This window comes from Cobetia sp. MB87 (assembly GCF_011319755.1).
Classification (GTDB): domain Bacteria; phylum Pseudomonadota; class Gammaproteobacteria; order Pseudomonadales; family Halomonadaceae; genus Cobetia.
Genome location: NZ_VFBC01000004.1, coordinates 98457 through 113094, shown reverse-complemented (window position 1 = coordinate 113094; position 14638 = coordinate 98457). Strand labels below are relative to the sequence as shown.

Sequence of the window (14638 nt, the reverse complement as noted above, 5' to 3'; positions counted from 1 at the left end):
CACGCGCCTACACCAACTCAAACAGCCACGACAGAATGGCAGCTTGCCTCCCGAAAATCAAACAAACGTTTAATCACAATCCTCCCCGAGGCATGACGAGTGCAAAAAGAGACCAATGGGACTCGCACTGAGTGCAGAGATATCGCACAGTGTTCGCAGCAAGCGCTCGCTGGCGCGCCCGCGTAGAGGCGGGGGTGCATGACGCCTGTATTGAGGGGGTGTTATCATCCGCCCATCATTTGGACGAATATCCGCAGAGGTATCGCCCAGACCAACGACTCACAGTATTTTTACGAGGAAAGCGGCTTGTCACACTTACCGGTGATCGTCGGCATGGGCGGCGTCAATGCCGCCGGCAGAACTTCGGGCCATCAGGCGTTCCGACGCACGGTGCTCGACTCCCTGCCGGAGACAGACCGTCAAGAGACCCTGCTGGGTCTCGCGTCGCTCATGAACCTCGCCCGCTGCGATGATCAGGGCCAGTGGTTCGATGCCGAAGGCCAGCCCGCCGAGGCTCAGGCGCTTGCGGAGCGTCTGGCAGACCAGGTGCTGTCCCACACCCTGATTCGTCGCATTGAAGACGAGCGCTTCAACGCGACCGGCATTCCTGCCAATCGTCAATCAAAGCTGACGCTGGGCCAGGACCTGACCTTCACGCTGCGCAGCCGCCAGCTGCCGGAACAGCCGCCCGCCGACTGGCAGATACGCGAGCTGGACAACCGCCATGTCGAAGTCACGGTACCGGCCGGCGAATTCGATGTCCTGCTGCCCGATCATCGTCAGGCGCTGGTGCGCGCCGCGGGGCAGCTGCCCAGCGGCTTCGCGCCGGAGCAGCTCTATCGCAGCGTGCATCACCCGCGCGGCCTGTCGATGACCATCTTCGGTGCCAGCGATTGCCTCGGCGACAGCGGCCTGGACTGGGATGCGCTGCGCGATAGCCTCGATCCGGACGATATTGCCGTCTACGCCGGCAACTCCATCGGCCAGATGGATGCCGAAGGCTGGGGCGGACTGATGAAGTCCTTCGTGGCCGGCGAGCGCGCCACCTCCAAGCAGATGCCGCTGGGCTATGCCCAGATGCCCGCCGACTTTCTCAATGCCTACGTGCTGGGCAATGTCGGCGGCGCCGGGGCCGCGATGGGCGCCTGTGCCAGCTTCCTCTACAACCTGAAGCTGGGCCTGAACGACATCCGCAGCGGCCGTCGCCGTGTGGTGATGGTCGGCACCGCCGATGCGCCGATCACGCCGGAAGTCATCGAGGGCTTCCGCAGCATGGGTGCTCTGGCCGATGACGAGAGCCTCAAGGCCCTCGACGCGCTGGAAGTGCTCACCGACAGCGATTACCAGAAAGCCTGTCGCCCGTTCGCGCGCAACTGTGGCTTCACCATCGCGGAAGCGACCCAGTTCGTGATCCTGATGGCAGATGATCTGGCGCTGGACACCGGTGCTCGCATCATCGGCAGCGTGCCGGACGTGTTCGTCAATGCCGATGGCTGGAAGCGCTCCATCTCGGCACCCGGTGTCGGCAATTACATCACCCTGAGCAAGGCGGTGGCGCTGGCGCGCGATATCGTCGGCGATGAAGGCGTGCGCCAGCGCAGCTTCGTGCACGCCCATGCCACCTCCACGCCGAAGAACCGCACCACCGAATCCCACGTGCTCAATGAAGTGGCTCGCGCCAACGACATCCAGGCTTGGCCTGTGGTGGCGGTAAAATCCTTCGTCGGCCACAGCCAGGGCAGTGCCGCGGGTGATCAGGCGGTATCGGCGCTCGGCAGCATGGCGGCCGGCATCCTGCCGGGTATCCCGACGCTGGATGCCATCGCCGATGACGTGCATCACAGCCACCTCGACATCCGTCGCGAGGCACGCGAGTTCGCAGCAGACGTCGCCTTCATCAATGCCAAGGGCTTCGGTGGCAACAATGCCAGTGGCGTGGTGCTGTCGGCAGACGTCACCCTGAAGTTGCTGGCGGCGCGACATGGTGAGGAGGCACTGGCTGCCTGGCGTGAGCGCAGCGGTCTCTGTGAACAGCGGCGCGCCGACTATCTGGACAAGGCACAGCGCGGCGAATTCACGCCGACCTATCGCTTCGGTGAGGGCGTGCTCGAAGGTCCGGAGCTGGAGATCACGGATCGCGAGATCCGTATCCCCGGCTATGCGAAGCCCGTCTCGCTCAAGGTCGACAACCCCTTCGGTTCGCTGTAAGCCAGGCTCACTGCAAGACCGGCTCGCTGCAAGACCGACTCGCTAACCCCCGGGGTGCGCACTCGGTGACGAATCCCCTCCCGCGACTGGCAAGCCGCGCGAGGGGTTCTACACTCGGCGTACCGGGGGAGCCGGCGGCGCGACAGCCACTGCGTCCCGGTCTGCTGCGGCTCCTCATCCTTCGTCGTCCACTGCAGCCGGTCACCAGGCTGACCCGCTGCCGACAGAGCTCGAGTTCGTCATGCCCAAGAACATTGCCGTCTATCCCGGCACCTTCGACCCGATCACCAATGGCCATACCGACCTGATCGAGCGCGGCGCCCGCCTGTTCGACAAGGTGGTGGTCGCGGTGGCTTACAGCCCCAGCAAACGCCCCGCGCTGCCGCTGGAGATGCGCATCGATCTGGCACGCCGGATTCTGGCGCATCTCGACAATGTCGAGGTCATCGGTTTCAGCTGCCTGCTGACAGAGCTGCTTGAGCAGCAGAATGCGCGTATCATTCTGCGCGGCCTGCGTGCGGTCTCCGATTTCGAGTACGAACTGCAGCTGGCCAACATGAACCGGGCACAGGCACCGCACGTCGATAGCCTGTTCCTGACCCCGGAATTACAGAACTCCTACATTTCATCGACCATCGTGCGCGAGATATCGCGTCATGGCGGTGATGTGTCGCGTCTGGTGCATCCGCTGGTGGCCGAGACCCTCGCCCGGCATTTCTCCGCTACCGACGACGACACCGCCACAAGCTGAGGACAGCATCATGGCCCTGATCATCACTGATGAGTGCATCAACTGCGACGTCTGCGAGCCGGAATGTCCCAATGGGGCCATCTCGCCGGGGGAAGAGATCTACGTCATCGACCCGGACCTGTGCACCGAATGCGTCGGACACTTCGATGAGCCGCAATGTCAGCAGGTCTGCCCTGTCGACTGCATCCCGCTCGACCCGGCCAACAAGGAAAGCCAGGAAGAGCTGATGGACAAGTACCACATCATCACGGCCGCACTCGGCAACTGATTGCCGCCTGCTCCGGCAGCCGTCACGACGATGACGTGGCCCGTACTGCGCCACATCCGTCGTGACGGCCGCTGCTTGCGTCTTGCCTGACACCTCCTGCCTTCTCCGCAAGCCCTCTCTATAAGCCTTTTCCTCAAGCCGTTTCCTCAAGCTTGGCCCTGACAGGCGCTTCAGCGCCAGACTCGCCAACGCGGCGCCTCTTGCTGCAAGACACCAACGGGTAACGTAACCGACTGGCATTAACACCGATTGGCAAGGACGTCGGCTGTTAACATACCTCGTTCTCGATCAAGCACTCCCGCTGTCCCCGTCATTGCCTGCTCCCGCCGCCCCCTGCTGGCGCCAGTGCTGACGCGAGAAAAGGATCGCGGCTGCCTGCTAGCGGCCCCTGCCTAAATGGCTACGCAATCAATACCAAGCGCTACGCCAGGTTATTTTCTGTTAGGGTAATGTAAACAATCTATTCTATCCTGTAGTAATAAAGTCACCGGTCGTACTCTTACACGCGCACGGATTGCCCATGTCCTCTCGCTCTCTCTCTACCGTTCTCAAGCGCCCTTTCCAGGGGACACGCATCCAGCTGCCCAATGCCGGCACGGGGATGCTGCTTATCATGCTGGCGATCATGGTGGCCTTGATCGTGGTACCGCGTCCGCAGCTGTTCACCTCGGTCGGACAGTACCTCGTCCCGCATTCACTGCTGGAAATGGGCGCGATACTGGTCGCTCTGATGTCTGCCGTCTCCATCTTCCAGGGGCACCGTCGGACACTGCCGACCAGCTTTCTGGTCATGGGCTGTGCCTTCATGCTCTCCGCCTTCTTCGACATGGTGCATATCTTCAGCTATGACGGCATGCCCGACTTCGTCAGCGAAGCCTCCGTCAGCAAGGCCATCCATTTCTGGTTGGCAGGGCGAACCGCCTTCATCATCGCGCTGCTGGCTCCCTGCCTGCTGACAGCCCGCCCCGTTCCGAGCCGCTATCTGCCCGTGGCCTTTGGCTTGACGCTCGCCATCGGGCTGGTGGTGAGCTGGATAGGCCTCTTTCATTTGGACTTCCTGCCAGAGACCTTCATCGTCGGCAGCGGCCTGACCGCCTGGAAGATCGGCTACGAGTGGGCCCTGGCGCTGAGCGCTGCGCTGGCCGCGGTACTTCTGCTCGGCGCGCGCCGACTGCCTGAAGGCACCAATGCCGGCTGGCTGGCGGTCGCGGCGCTGGCCACGGGGATATCCGAGCTGTGCTTCACGCTCTATGCCACTGCCTTCGATGTCTTCAATCTGCTCGGGCACCTGTACAAGGTGGTGGCCTACGCGATGATCTATCACGCCATCTATTCATCGCGCATGGTCTACCCCTACCAGCAGCTGCAGAAGATGAGTGATGCCCTGGGCGAGGCCGAACAACGCTGGCAGTTCGCGCTGGAAGGGTCAGGTGCCGGCGTCTGGGACTGGAAGCAGGATACCGATCATGTCTTCTACTCTGCGCAGTGGAAGGCGACGCTCGGCTTCCAGGAACACGAGATCGGCAGCAGCTTCGATGAGTGGAAGTCACGCATCCATCCGGATGACATGCCGCGTACCCTCGACGACCTGAAACAGCACTTTGAAGGTCACAGCGCAGAATATCGCAACGAGCACCGCATGCTGACGCGCAACGGTGAGTGGAAGTGGATTCTCGATCAGGGACGCGTGGTGGAACGTGCCGAGGATGGCAGGCCCCTGCGCATGATCGGCACTCACAGCGACATCGACTGGATCAAGGAGCAGCAGCAACGCCTGATAAGCAGCCGTGCCCGTCTGCGCTCCATCTATCATTCCGCCCCGGTGGGCATCATCGTCGCCGACCGGGATGGCACCATCGCGGACGCCAACTCGGCCATGCATGCCCTGCTGGGCAAGAGTGATGCCGAGCTTTTCCAGCAATCGCTGTGGGGGCTGTTCTCACTGGACGAGATCAGTCGCATGAAACGTGCCTGGGGCCAGCTGCAACGCGAGGGCGGCAGCTTCCAGGACGAATATCACATGCAGACCGACACGGGTCAGATGTTCTGGGCAGAAGTCACCCTCACGCCGCTGGAGGGCGAAGAGCGCACCCTGGTATTGATCAACAATATCGAGGACCGCCGTCGCGCCATCGAGCTGCTCGAGGAGAACGCGACCCTGTATCAGGAAGTCTTCAGCACCGGCAACGCCATCAAGCTGCTGATCGACCCGGAGCTTGCCGAGATCATCGATGCCAATCCGGTCGCCGCCGACTTCTATGGCTACAGCATCGGCGAGATGTGCGGCATGCCATTGGGCCGTATCAACGTGCTGGCCAGCCAGTCGCTCTCCAAGCGCATCCGTGCGGTCGTCAACCGTACCGACAACCACTTCGAGGCCAGCCACCAGCTTGCCAACGGTGAATTGCGTGATGTCGAGATCTTTACCGGCCCGGTGGACCTGAACGGCCGCACCCTGCTGTTCTCCATCGTTCACGACATCACCGATCGCAAGCGTGCCCAGCGCGACCTGCAGGCTGCCAACCTCAAGCTGTCGCGACTCTCCGAGAGCCGCAGCCAGATCCACCATCTCGCGGAATGTCTGCTGACCTGCTCTCAGCTCGATGAGATCATCACCCAGCTCAACGTTCGTCTGCCCAGCCTGTTCGCCGGCTGCGAAGGCAACGTGACCCTGCATGACCCGAATGACATCAATCAGACGATGCATATCAACTGGGGAGCACCGCCCACCGACGCTCGTCATCTCAAGCAGACGCTGACGGTCGGGGATGGCCAGGTGGGAGAGTTCGTGCTGCTGATCCCGCCGGAAGAGGACAGCCTGGAACGCCTGCAGCCCCTGGCGGAAGATGTCAGCCACCTGGTGATGCTGGCACTGGCCGACCTGCAGCTGAAGCGGGGTCTGGCACATGAGGCGCGCAAGGACACCCTGACGCGCCTCTTCAACCGCCGCCACCTCGATGAGGTGCTACCCCAGAAACTGGCCGAGGCCAGCATCGGCAACCCGCTGTCCCTGGTGGTGATGGATCTCGACCACTTCAAGCAGGTCAACGATACCTACGGGCATGAGATGGGCGATCAGGTCCTCACGCGCCTGGCCAACCTGATACGTGAGTCGCTGCGCAGCTCCGATGAAGCCTGTCGCTACGGGGGCGAGGAGTTCGTGATCCTGATCCCCGGGGCCAGCGCAGCGGTGTCACGCGCACGCGTCGAAGCCATTCTCGAAGCCTTCCACGAAGAAGTCTTCGAGCATGAGACACTGGGGCCGCTGACCGGCTTGAGCTTCTCCGCCGGGGTCGCCAACGCGCCGCATGACAGCCAGGCCACCGACGCGCTGTTCAACATGGCCGACAATGCGCTCTACCAGGCGAAGCGCGCTGGACGCAAACGCGTGCTGTGCTTCAACTCACTGCCGCCCGCAGCCGATAGCCACGCCAGGCAACCCGCGCACTGATCGCCGCTCTCACCGTCCTTCAGATACGACAACGCCGACCCTCGAGGTCGGCGTTGTCGTGTCCAGCCATGAGCGGCGCGCGCTCACCAGCCGCGATCAGGACATCAATCCCAATCGACACGCGTGGTCTTGCAGCCCAGACAGCGAGCGAAGGTCGCCTGCGCCGGGGTCGCGACCAGTACGCGCGCCGTCTCATCGATATTCTGCCCCATGGCCGCGAAGGGAGCCGACACGACAAAGATGGCAGCACCGACGACGGTCGTGGCCAGCAACAGTGGACGTCCGATGAGGGCATCGGCCACCATCATGCCTGCACTGGGCGTATCATCGCCCTGCTCGCTGGGCAGCTCGATGGCCTGCACCGGCGTCGCCAGCACCAGCATCATGCCAGCTGCTGCAAGGCCAGTGCGCAATCGCGTGCTTCGCTGAAGAATCGTGCGTTTCATAGTCAGTTCCCTTGCGTCCGGACGCTCCATGCGTCCCTATTATGGGTCTTCGCGCCAGTGAATCTCTCGGCTGGCGCATGGCAAGCCTTGCCATCAAGTCACCAGAACTAGATTAGCGCTCTAGCGCCATTACGCCCAGCCCTGCCAGGTCTTATCCTGATCAACGCCATGGCTCGCCGACCGCTCCCGGCCGACGTTACCTTCACCCTTCATTCGGACCCATCATGCCCGTCCCCTCCCTGAAGACCGCCACACTGCCTTCCGCCGATCGCCATATGTGGCGCCTTGCATGGCCCATCATCCTTTCCAACATTTCCGTGCCGTTGCTGGGACTGGTGGATACCGCCGTGGTCGGGCATCTCGAGGACGCGGTGTATCTGGGGGCGGTCACGCTGGGCGCTGTCCTCTTCAGCTTCCTGTACTGGGGCTTCGGGTTTCTGCGCATGGGTACGACCGGCATGACGGCACAGGCCCATGGCCGGGAAGACCACGATGGCCTGCGCACCTTGCTGGGCCAGGGCATCGGGCTGGCACTGGCCATCGGACTGGTGTTGATCATCGCCGGCTCACCGCTGATCACTCTGGGACTATCACTGATGGAGGCCAGCGAGACCACCCGCGCCCTGGCCCATGACTACGCCAGCATCCGTCTGTGGTCGGCTCCGGCGGTGCTGATCAACTACGTGATTCTGGGCTGGTTCCTGGGGCTGGGGAATTCGCGCGTCACGCTCGGCATCCTCGTACTGACCAATGGCGTCAACATCCTGCTCGATCTGGCTTTCGTGCCCGGGCTTGGCATGACCAGCGATGGCGTGGCGCTGGCCAGCGTGATCGCCGACTACTGTGCGCTGGCCACGGGCCTGTGGCTGGTCGCCCGCCAGCTCAGACGCATGCCGGGGCGCAGTGATCGCGCAGCACTGCTATCTCTTCCTGCCTGGGGCGCGCTGATCCGCATCAATCAGCATCTGTTCGTGCGCACCCTGTGCCTGCTGGGCGCGACGGCCTATTTCACCTCGCAGGGGGCCAGCTTCGGGGATGATGTTCTAGCGGCCAATGCGGTACTGCTGCAGTTCGTGATGATGACGTCCCATGCATTGGATGGCTTCGCCCAGGCGGCGGAGTCAGAGGTCGGGCGAGCCGTCGGCCAGAACGACTGGCAACGCTTCGCACGCAGCGTGGGGGCGGCAACCCGCTTCTCCCTGATCACCGCGACAGCGGCCAGCGGCCTGCTCTGGCTCTGCGGGCCGGCGTTGATCCACCTGCTGACCGACATTCCCGAAGTCCGCGCCCTGGCCACCCTCTATCTGCCCTGGATGGTCGCCATGCCCCTGGTCGCGGTGTGGAGCTACCTGCTGGACGGCATCTTCATCGGCGCCATGGCGACGCGTGAAATGCGCAATACATTGGTGATATCCCTGCTGGCCTTCATCGGCCTGTGGCCGCTGCTCGAGGGCTTCGGCAACCATGGACTGTGGCTGGCCTTCCTGTTGTTCACCAGCGTGCGCTCTGCCGTGCTCGGCGGCTATTACCTGCATCATCGCCGCCATCATTGGCGCTGATGCCTTGCCAATTGGAGACTTCAACAGGTTGATGCAGCGCTGAAAGGCTTGCCGCTGGCACTGGCGTGCCACTCGACCATCGCGCGATATTCTCCTGATAGCGAATAGACTAATGTGAGCGTGCCAACCCGTTTCCCATACCGATAAAAAGCCAACAGGGACTCTCACATGCTGCAATCGCTATCACGGCCAGCCGTCAAGCTGGTTGAGCGCTATCTGCCTGACCCCTATATCTTCGTCTTGTTGCTGACCGTCGTTGCAGCGGCAGCCGCCATGCTCATCGAACAGCGCTCCCCCGCCGAGGTGATGCGCTATTGGGGCGACGGCTTCTGGAATCTGCTGACCTTCTCGATGCAGATGCTGCTGGTGTTGATCTCAGGCTTCATGCTCGCCAACACCCCGCCGGTGAAGAAAGGCCTGGCCAGCATCGCCTCGCTGGCCAGAACGCCCGGCAGCGCCATCATGCTGGTCACCTTCGTGTCGCTGATCGCCAGCTGGATCAACTGGGGCTTCGGGCTGGTCATCGGGGCACTGTTCGCCAAGCAGCTGGCCAGGATGATCAAGGTCGATTACCGCCTGCTGATCGCCAGTGCCTACTCCGGTTTCGTGATCTGGCATGCGGGCATCTCGGGCTCGATTCCGCTGACCATCGCCACCGCGGGCCACTTCACCGAGGACAGCATCGGCATCGTGCCCACCTCGGACACCATCTTCGCCTTCTTCAACATCGCCATCGTCGCGGCGCTCTTGATCATCATGCCGCTGGTCAATCGCGCCATGATGCCCTTCGAGAAGGAAAGCGTGTACGTGGACCCGGCCCTGCTCGAGGAGAAGCGCACCGAGATCAGCGACCAGCCTCGTCCCGCCGAACGTCTCGAGAACTCGCCGATTCTCGCCTGGGTCGTCGGGCTGTTCGGCCTCGCCTGGCTGGTGGATCACTTCGTGATTCGTGGCGGCGGGCTGAACCTGAACGTGATCAACTTCAGTTTCCTGTTCCTGGCCATCGTGCTGCATGGCACGCCGCGCAAGCTGCTGGACAGCCTGAATGAAGCCATCAAGGGTGGCGCAGGCATCGTCATCCAGTTCCCCTTCTACGCCGGCATCATGGCGATCATGGTGCAGTCGGGACTGGCCGCCACACTGTCCGAAGGCTTCGTGTCGATTGCCACCGCCGACAGCCTGCCGTTCTGGTCCTTCATCAGTGCCGGTATCGTCAATCTATTCGTACCCTCCGGTGGCGGCCAGTGGGCCGTGCAGGCACCGGTCATGATTCCCGCCGCTCAGGCATTGGGTGCCGACCTGTCACGCGTCGCCATGGCCGTCGCCTGGGGCGATGCCTGGACCAACATGCTGCAACCCTTCTGGGCACTGCCGGTGCTCGCCATCGCCGGCCTCAAGGCCAAGGACATCATGGGCTTCTGCCTGGTGCAGCTGCTGGTGACCGGCATCATCATCTCGCTGGGTCTGACGCTGCTCTGATACCTGCTTGACGGCGGCGTCCGCTAGCCTTTTCAGCCAGCCATTCAGATAGCCTGGCTGATGCCCCCGCAAGCCCCTTGCCCCCACAGGCGACTGTGGGGGCAAGGTCGTTTATAGATAGCTGATATGCCGCTCACGGGGTGCCAAGACGTCACGAATCCCGCAGACTAGCCATTATCCCTCTCTGCGCAACATGCCAGAGCCATTGCTTCACCTGAGAGCCCCTGACAGCTCCCACTCACCTGACAGGCCCGTGCCTGAAGGACGCCCCCATGAGCGAGAACCAGCCAGAACAGACCGCCCTCAACGAAGCTCTGCCCGGCCAGCATCAGTTGATCATGACCGAGCTGATGACCCCCGACATGGCCAACTTCAGTGGCAAGGTGCACGGTGGTGCCATCCTCAAGAAGCTGGATGAAGTCGCCTACGCCTGTGCCAGTCGCTACAGCGGCAGCTACGTCGTCACTCTGTCGGTGGACCAGGTGCGCTTCAAGCAGCCGATCCACGTCGGCGAGCTGGTCACCTTCCTGGCCTCGGTCAATCATGTCGGCCGCTCCTCGATGGAGATCGGCATCAAGGTGGTCGCCGAATCCATCCAGGGTCGCCTGATTCGCCATACCAACAGCTGCTACCTGACCATGGTCGCGGTCGACACCAACGGCCAGCCGGTGCCGGTGCCGCCGCTCAACCTGGAAACCCAGGAACAGAAGCTGCGCTTCCACAAGGCCGCCATCCGCAAGAAGCTGCGCAAGCAGGCCGAAGAAGAAGAGAAGCGCCAGGAATCCCTCGAGTTCTGAGCGACTCCCGGCAAGCGCTGCGAGCGCAATCCTGACAGTCAGCACAAGATACGGAGTGCACCGCCCCGAGCGGATGGCGATACTGATCGTGAACCTTGCACAGCGAGATGAACGATGACATCAGTGTCCGGCGAAGAGACAGCGGCAGGGATGACGGCACCACCTGCCGCTGGCGGCGCTCAAGGGTGCGATGAGGCCATCTGGCAGCGTCTGCTGGCGCGCCAGCCGATCGCCGGGGAAGCGCTGCGCTACGGCGTGATCACCACTGGCATCTTCTGCCGCATTGGCTGCCCATCCCCTGCGCCACGCCGCGACAACCTGCGCCTGTTTGCCGACGCCCACGCGGCGCAAGCCGCGGGCATGCGCGCCTGTCGGCGCTGTCATCCTGAGCAGTCCGACAAGCCTGATCGCCCTCAGGCCGACAAGCAGACTCGCCATCCCGCCAGCGCCACGTCTGGAGCACCGACGATGCCGGAATCGAACACCTCATATTCATGCGCCTCCATTGCCGCCCGCTCGACACCTGCAAATGCTGACTCAACCCCCGCCTCGCCCTGGCCGCTGACGGTGTGTCGGCAGCTGGAGCAGGCCGTCGCCGCAGGCGAGCCCACCCCAACACTCGCAAGCCTGGCGGCGAAGCACAGGATAAGTGCCTCGCATCTTCAGCGCCGCTTCACGGCACTGCTGGGCCTGTCACCATCCGAGTATTCGGCGGGTCTGCGCCAGATGCAGTTCCATGCGCTTTTGGAAGAGGGCCATGGCGTGACCGAGGCGATCATCGCCGCCGGCTATCGCTCCAGCAGCCGTGCCTATGCGCGCAAGGATGGCATCACGCCCAGAGCCCGTCGTTCTGGCGGCCAGGGAGAAGACCTGCTGGCATTGCATTGGCCATGTCGCTTCGGTGTCCCTGAGCAATCCTGCTGGCTGAGCGCAGGACTCAGCGCGCGCGGCGTGGTCGTCATTCAGCTCAGTGACAGTCGTGAGGCAGGCCAACAGGCGCTGGAAGCACGCCTGCCCAGAGCCAGTTGGCAGCAGATGGAGGCAGAGACAGACGGGCAGAACGGCAACGCTCACGCGGCCAGTCGCCTGCTGCATGCCTCACTGGGGGCACGGCTGCTCGCCCTGTGTGAGCAACCGGATACCAGTCATGCGCTGCTGCTCGAACTGCCGCTGGATGTGCGTGGCACCGCCTTTCAATTGAGCGTCTGGCAGCAGCTCAACGCCACCGTGTGCGGCGATACCCTGACCTACCGCCAGCTGGCCGAGGCGCTCGAGCGGCCGACCGCCAGCCGCGCCGTCGCCAATGCCTGTGGTGCCAACCCGCTGGCTCTGCTGACGCCTTGCCATCGTGTGGTGCGCGGCGATGGCGGGCTCGGCGGCTATCGCTGGGGCGTGCCACTCAAGCAGGCCAGATTGGCGCAGGAGTCCGGCACCAGCAAGGAGTGAGCGCGGCGAAGCGCTAGAGCGTCATGGGGCGCAGCGCAGGCGGCGCCTGCAGCTGCTCGCGCACGATGCCCAGCGCATGGGTCAGCGCCTCACGGCTCTCGGCGGCGCTCAGACACAGCCGGATGGCCTGCGGCGGCGGCTCATTGCCGACACAGAAGGGCTCGGCGCTGGTGACATGCACACCCCGCCCGGCCAATGACGCGACCATCGCCTGACTACGCTGCCCTTCCGGCAACTCGAGCCACAGATCGAACGAGGACGGCCGCGCCGCCGGCGCCCACTCCGCCAGCAGCGTGCGGGCCAGTTTCTGCCGCGCGCGCATCTCCTCCATCTGCCACTCCACCAGCTGTGTCGCGTTGCCGCTGGTCAGCCAGGCGCAGACCGTTTCCATCAACAGCGGCGCCACCATCCAGCTGTGGCTGCGCAGCACTGCGCCGATGCGTGTCAGTACCTCCACCGGCGCTCGCAATACGCCCAGGCGCAGGCCGCCGGCCAGCAACTTGGAGGTGCTGAAGACATACAGGGTGCGCTCCGGCGCCATCTGATAGAGCCGCGTGCCGCACTCCTCGTCGGGCAGATACTGCACCCCATCTTCCAGAATCCAGAAGTCATGCTGGCGCGCGAGGGCGACCAGGGCCTCGCGCCGTGCATGAGACAACTGCGCCGCGCCCGGATTGTTCTGCTCGGCCATCACATAGACCATTCTGGGCGCCTGCTGACGACACAGCCGCGCCAGCGCCTCGACATCCATGCCGTCCTTGTCCAGCGGCACCCGCAACAGCTTGAGGCCACGTTCGGCGCTGGCGACGATCAGCCCGGGATAGGTCAGTGCGCCGGTGACCACGGCATCCCCGGGTGCCAGCAGCGCCGACAACGCCAGCGTGATGCCATTCTGGCCGCCCTGGGACAGCATCAGCTCCTCGGGGTCGACCGGCATGCCGAGCTCGCCCATCCAGCTCGCCAGCAACTGCCGGTGGCTGGCGTCCCCGAATTCATTCTGATACTCGACACTGCGCAGCAAGGCCTCGGGTGACTGGCTGATCGCGGCCAGCGCCGCCGCCATTCCCTGCTGCCGCGCGGGGTGAGGCGGTGGCAGGCTCATGGTGAGATCGATCACGCCGGACGCTGCCGGCAGCGCGCCCTCCTGTTCTGGCGCCAATCCGTAGGCCTTGCTGGCACGCAGGGCATGCCCGAAGCTGCTGAAGGATCCATGCGCGCTCCGGGTGGCGCCGTTGATATAGGTACCGCTCCCGACACGCGCCGACACCAGGCCACTCCGCTCGGCCTCGGCGTAGCCTCGCGTCACCGTGCCGATGGTCACGCCCAGCGCGTCCGCCAGTCGCCGCTGAGGCGGCAATCGCTCGCCTTCCTTGAGTTGACCCGAGGCGATATCGAGGCGGATGGCCTCCGCCAGCGCACGGTAACGCGGCATGGCGGGGTCCAGGGTCGGAGTCCACATTGTCATGGTGACAAAAAACCTGTTGACGGTAATTGTCATCAGATTATGCTCAAAACATGCCGCCAACAAGCCACAAAACACGCGAATGTGCCGGCACCTGCAAATTGAACCCATACAATCATACGAGCCACCTCGACAACGCCCACCACGCTGAAGGACACCCATGGAATCCCTCGCCTTTCTGGCCCCCGCCACGCTTTTCATGCTGTCGATGACCCTGACGCCAGGCCCCAACAACGTGATGTTGACGGCCTCGGGGGCCAACTATGGTTACTGGCGCACCCTGCCGCATATCTTCGGCATCCTGATCGGCTGCCTGGTGCTATTCATCGCCATCGCGCTGGGGTTGGGGCTGGTCTTCGAGCGATATCCCATCGTGCAGACGCTGCTGAAGGTACTGGGCAGTGCCTACCTGCTCTATCTGGCCTGGAAGATCGCCACCGCCCCGCCCCCTGACTTCGCCAGCCAGCAGGATGCACGCCCGATGACCTTTCTCGCGGCGAGCCTGTTCCAGTTCGCCAATCCCAAGGCCTGGGTGATGGGCATGGCATTGATGGCGGGGTTTCTCCCCGAGGAAGGCCCCGCATTGCTCAATGCCGTGCTGCTGGCAGGCTTCGCGGAACTGGTGGCACTGCCATGCATTTCGCTGTGGGCGGGTTTCGGTACTGCCATCGGGCGCCTGTTGAACACCGAGCGCGCCTGGAAGATCTTCAACCGCGTGATGGGCGTACTGACCGCTTCCTGCGTGGTGATGATCCTCGGCTGATCTCGGCT

Annotated in this window: 11 protein-coding genes; 9 read left to right on the top strand and 2 right to left on the bottom strand. The window is 63.5% G+C overall.

Translation table 11 applies throughout. The features are described 5' to 3' along the window. Positions 1-333: 333 nt before the first annotated feature. From CDPAHKCJ_RS03095 to CDPAHKCJ_RS03080, 4 genes are all read left to right on the top strand, one after another. A complete protein-coding gene (locus tag CDPAHKCJ_RS03095; protein ID WP_166018698.1) occupies positions 334-2208 on the top strand; it encodes a beta-ketoacyl synthase in 1875 nt (624 codons plus the stop codon). Positions 2209-2449: 241 nt separating this feature from the next. Then, positions 2450-2959: a pantetheine-phosphate adenylyltransferase gene (coaD, locus tag CDPAHKCJ_RS03090; protein ID WP_043334599.1), complete on the top strand. Its 510-nt coding sequence runs from the start codon at positions 2450-2452 to the stop codon at positions 2957-2959. A 10-nt stretch (positions 2960-2969) separates the two neighbouring features. Continuing rightward, positions 2970-3227 carry a YfhL family 4Fe-4S dicluster ferredoxin gene (locus CDPAHKCJ_RS03085; protein ID WP_043334597.1) on the top strand — a complete coding sequence of 86 codons (258 nt, stop codon included), beginning with the start codon at positions 2970-2972 and terminating at the stop codon, positions 3225-3227. Between the two features lie 520 nt (positions 3228-3747). Next, positions 3748-6678 carry an MASE3 domain-containing protein gene (locus CDPAHKCJ_RS03080; RefSeq protein ID WP_166018662.1) on the top strand — a complete coding sequence of 977 codons (2931 nt, stop codon included), beginning with the start codon at positions 3748-3750 and terminating at the stop codon, positions 6676-6678. A gap of 104 nt (positions 6679-6782) precedes the next feature. On the opposite strand, the gene CDPAHKCJ_RS03075 is transcribed toward CDPAHKCJ_RS03080, so the two are convergent. After that, positions 6783-7064, bottom strand: a complete 282-nt coding sequence (locus CDPAHKCJ_RS03075) for a hypothetical protein (protein ID WP_233593359.1) — start codon at positions 7062-7064, stop codon at positions 6783-6785. A 284-nt stretch (positions 7065-7348) separates the two neighbouring features. Here CDPAHKCJ_RS03075 and CDPAHKCJ_RS03070 point away from each other — a divergent pair, with 284 nt between their 5' ends. The 4 genes from CDPAHKCJ_RS03070 to CDPAHKCJ_RS03055 all read left to right on the top strand — a co-directional run bounded on the left by CDPAHKCJ_RS03070 (position 7349) and on the right by CDPAHKCJ_RS03055 (position 12405). Beyond that, positions 7349-8683, top strand: a complete 1335-nt coding sequence (locus CDPAHKCJ_RS03070) for an MATE family efflux transporter (protein WP_166018660.1) — start codon at positions 7349-7351, stop codon at positions 8681-8683. A gap of 168 nt (positions 8684-8851) precedes the next feature. Continuing rightward, positions 8852-10162 (top strand): short-chain fatty acid transporter, encoded by a 1311-nt coding sequence (locus CDPAHKCJ_RS03065; RefSeq protein WP_166018659.1) that lies wholly within the window; start codon positions 8852-8854, stop codon positions 10160-10162. A 272-nt stretch (positions 10163-10434) separates the two neighbouring features. Next, complete coding sequence (locus tag CDPAHKCJ_RS03060; protein WP_166018658.1) at positions 10435-10959, top strand: acyl-CoA thioesterase; 525 nt, start codon at positions 10435-10437, stop codon at positions 10957-10959. A gap of 114 nt (positions 10960-11073) precedes the next feature. Then, the gene (locus CDPAHKCJ_RS03055) at positions 11074-12405 is read left to right on the top strand and encodes a methylated-DNA--[protein]-cysteine S-methyltransferase (RefSeq protein ID WP_166018657.1); all 1332 of its coding nucleotides are present in this window, start codon (positions 11074-11076) and stop codon (positions 12403-12405) included. A 13-nt stretch (positions 12406-12418) separates the two neighbouring features. On the opposite strand, the gene CDPAHKCJ_RS03050 is transcribed toward CDPAHKCJ_RS03055, so the two are convergent. Beyond that, entirely contained in the window at positions 12419-13870 is a 1452-nt protein-coding gene (locus tag CDPAHKCJ_RS03050; RefSeq protein ID WP_166018656.1) for a PLP-dependent aminotransferase family protein, read from the bottom strand. 157 nt (positions 13871-14027) lie between these two features. On the opposite strand from CDPAHKCJ_RS03050, the gene CDPAHKCJ_RS03045 reads away from it, so the two are divergent. After that, positions 14028-14630 (top strand): LysE family translocator, encoded by a 603-nt coding sequence (locus CDPAHKCJ_RS03045; protein WP_166018655.1) that lies wholly within the window; start codon positions 14028-14030, stop codon positions 14628-14630. Positions 14631-14638: the final 8 nt, after the last annotated feature.

Coding starts and splice junctions, on each gene's coding strand:
- CDPAHKCJ_RS03095 (WP_166018698.1), top strand. CDS start 334: ATGGGCGGCGTCAATGCCGCCGGCAGAACTTCGGGCCATCAGGCGTTC.
- coaD (WP_043334599.1), top strand. CDS start 2,450: ATGCCCAAGAACATTGCCGTCTATCCCGGCACCTTCGACCCGATCACC.
- CDPAHKCJ_RS03085 (WP_043334597.1), top strand. CDS start 2,970: ATGGCCCTGATCATCACTGATGAGTGCATCAACTGCGACGTCTGCGAG.
- CDPAHKCJ_RS03080 (WP_166018662.1), top strand. CDS start 3,748: ATGTCCTCTCGCTCTCTCTCTACCGTTCTCAAGCGCCCTTTCCAGGGG.
- CDPAHKCJ_RS03075 (WP_233593359.1), bottom strand. CDS start 7,064: ATGATGCTGGTGCTGGCGACGCCGGTGCAGGCCATCGAGCTGCCCAGC.
- CDPAHKCJ_RS03070 (WP_166018660.1), top strand. CDS start 7,349: ATGCCCGTCCCCTCCCTGAAGACCGCCACACTGCCTTCCGCCGATCGC.
- CDPAHKCJ_RS03065 (WP_166018659.1), top strand. CDS start 8,852: ATGCTGCAATCGCTATCACGGCCAGCCGTCAAGCTGGTTGAGCGCTAT.
- CDPAHKCJ_RS03060 (WP_166018658.1), top strand. CDS start 10,435: ATGAGCGAGAACCAGCCAGAACAGACCGCCCTCAACGAAGCTCTGCCC.
- CDPAHKCJ_RS03055 (WP_166018657.1), top strand. CDS start 11,074: ATGACATCAGTGTCCGGCGAAGAGACAGCGGCAGGGATGACGGCACCA.
- CDPAHKCJ_RS03050 (WP_166018656.1), bottom strand. CDS start 13,870: ATGACAATGTGGACTCCGACCCTGGACCCCGCCATGCCGCGTTACCGT.
- CDPAHKCJ_RS03045 (WP_166018655.1), top strand. CDS start 14,028: ATGGAATCCCTCGCCTTTCTGGCCCCCGCCACGCTTTTCATGCTGTCG.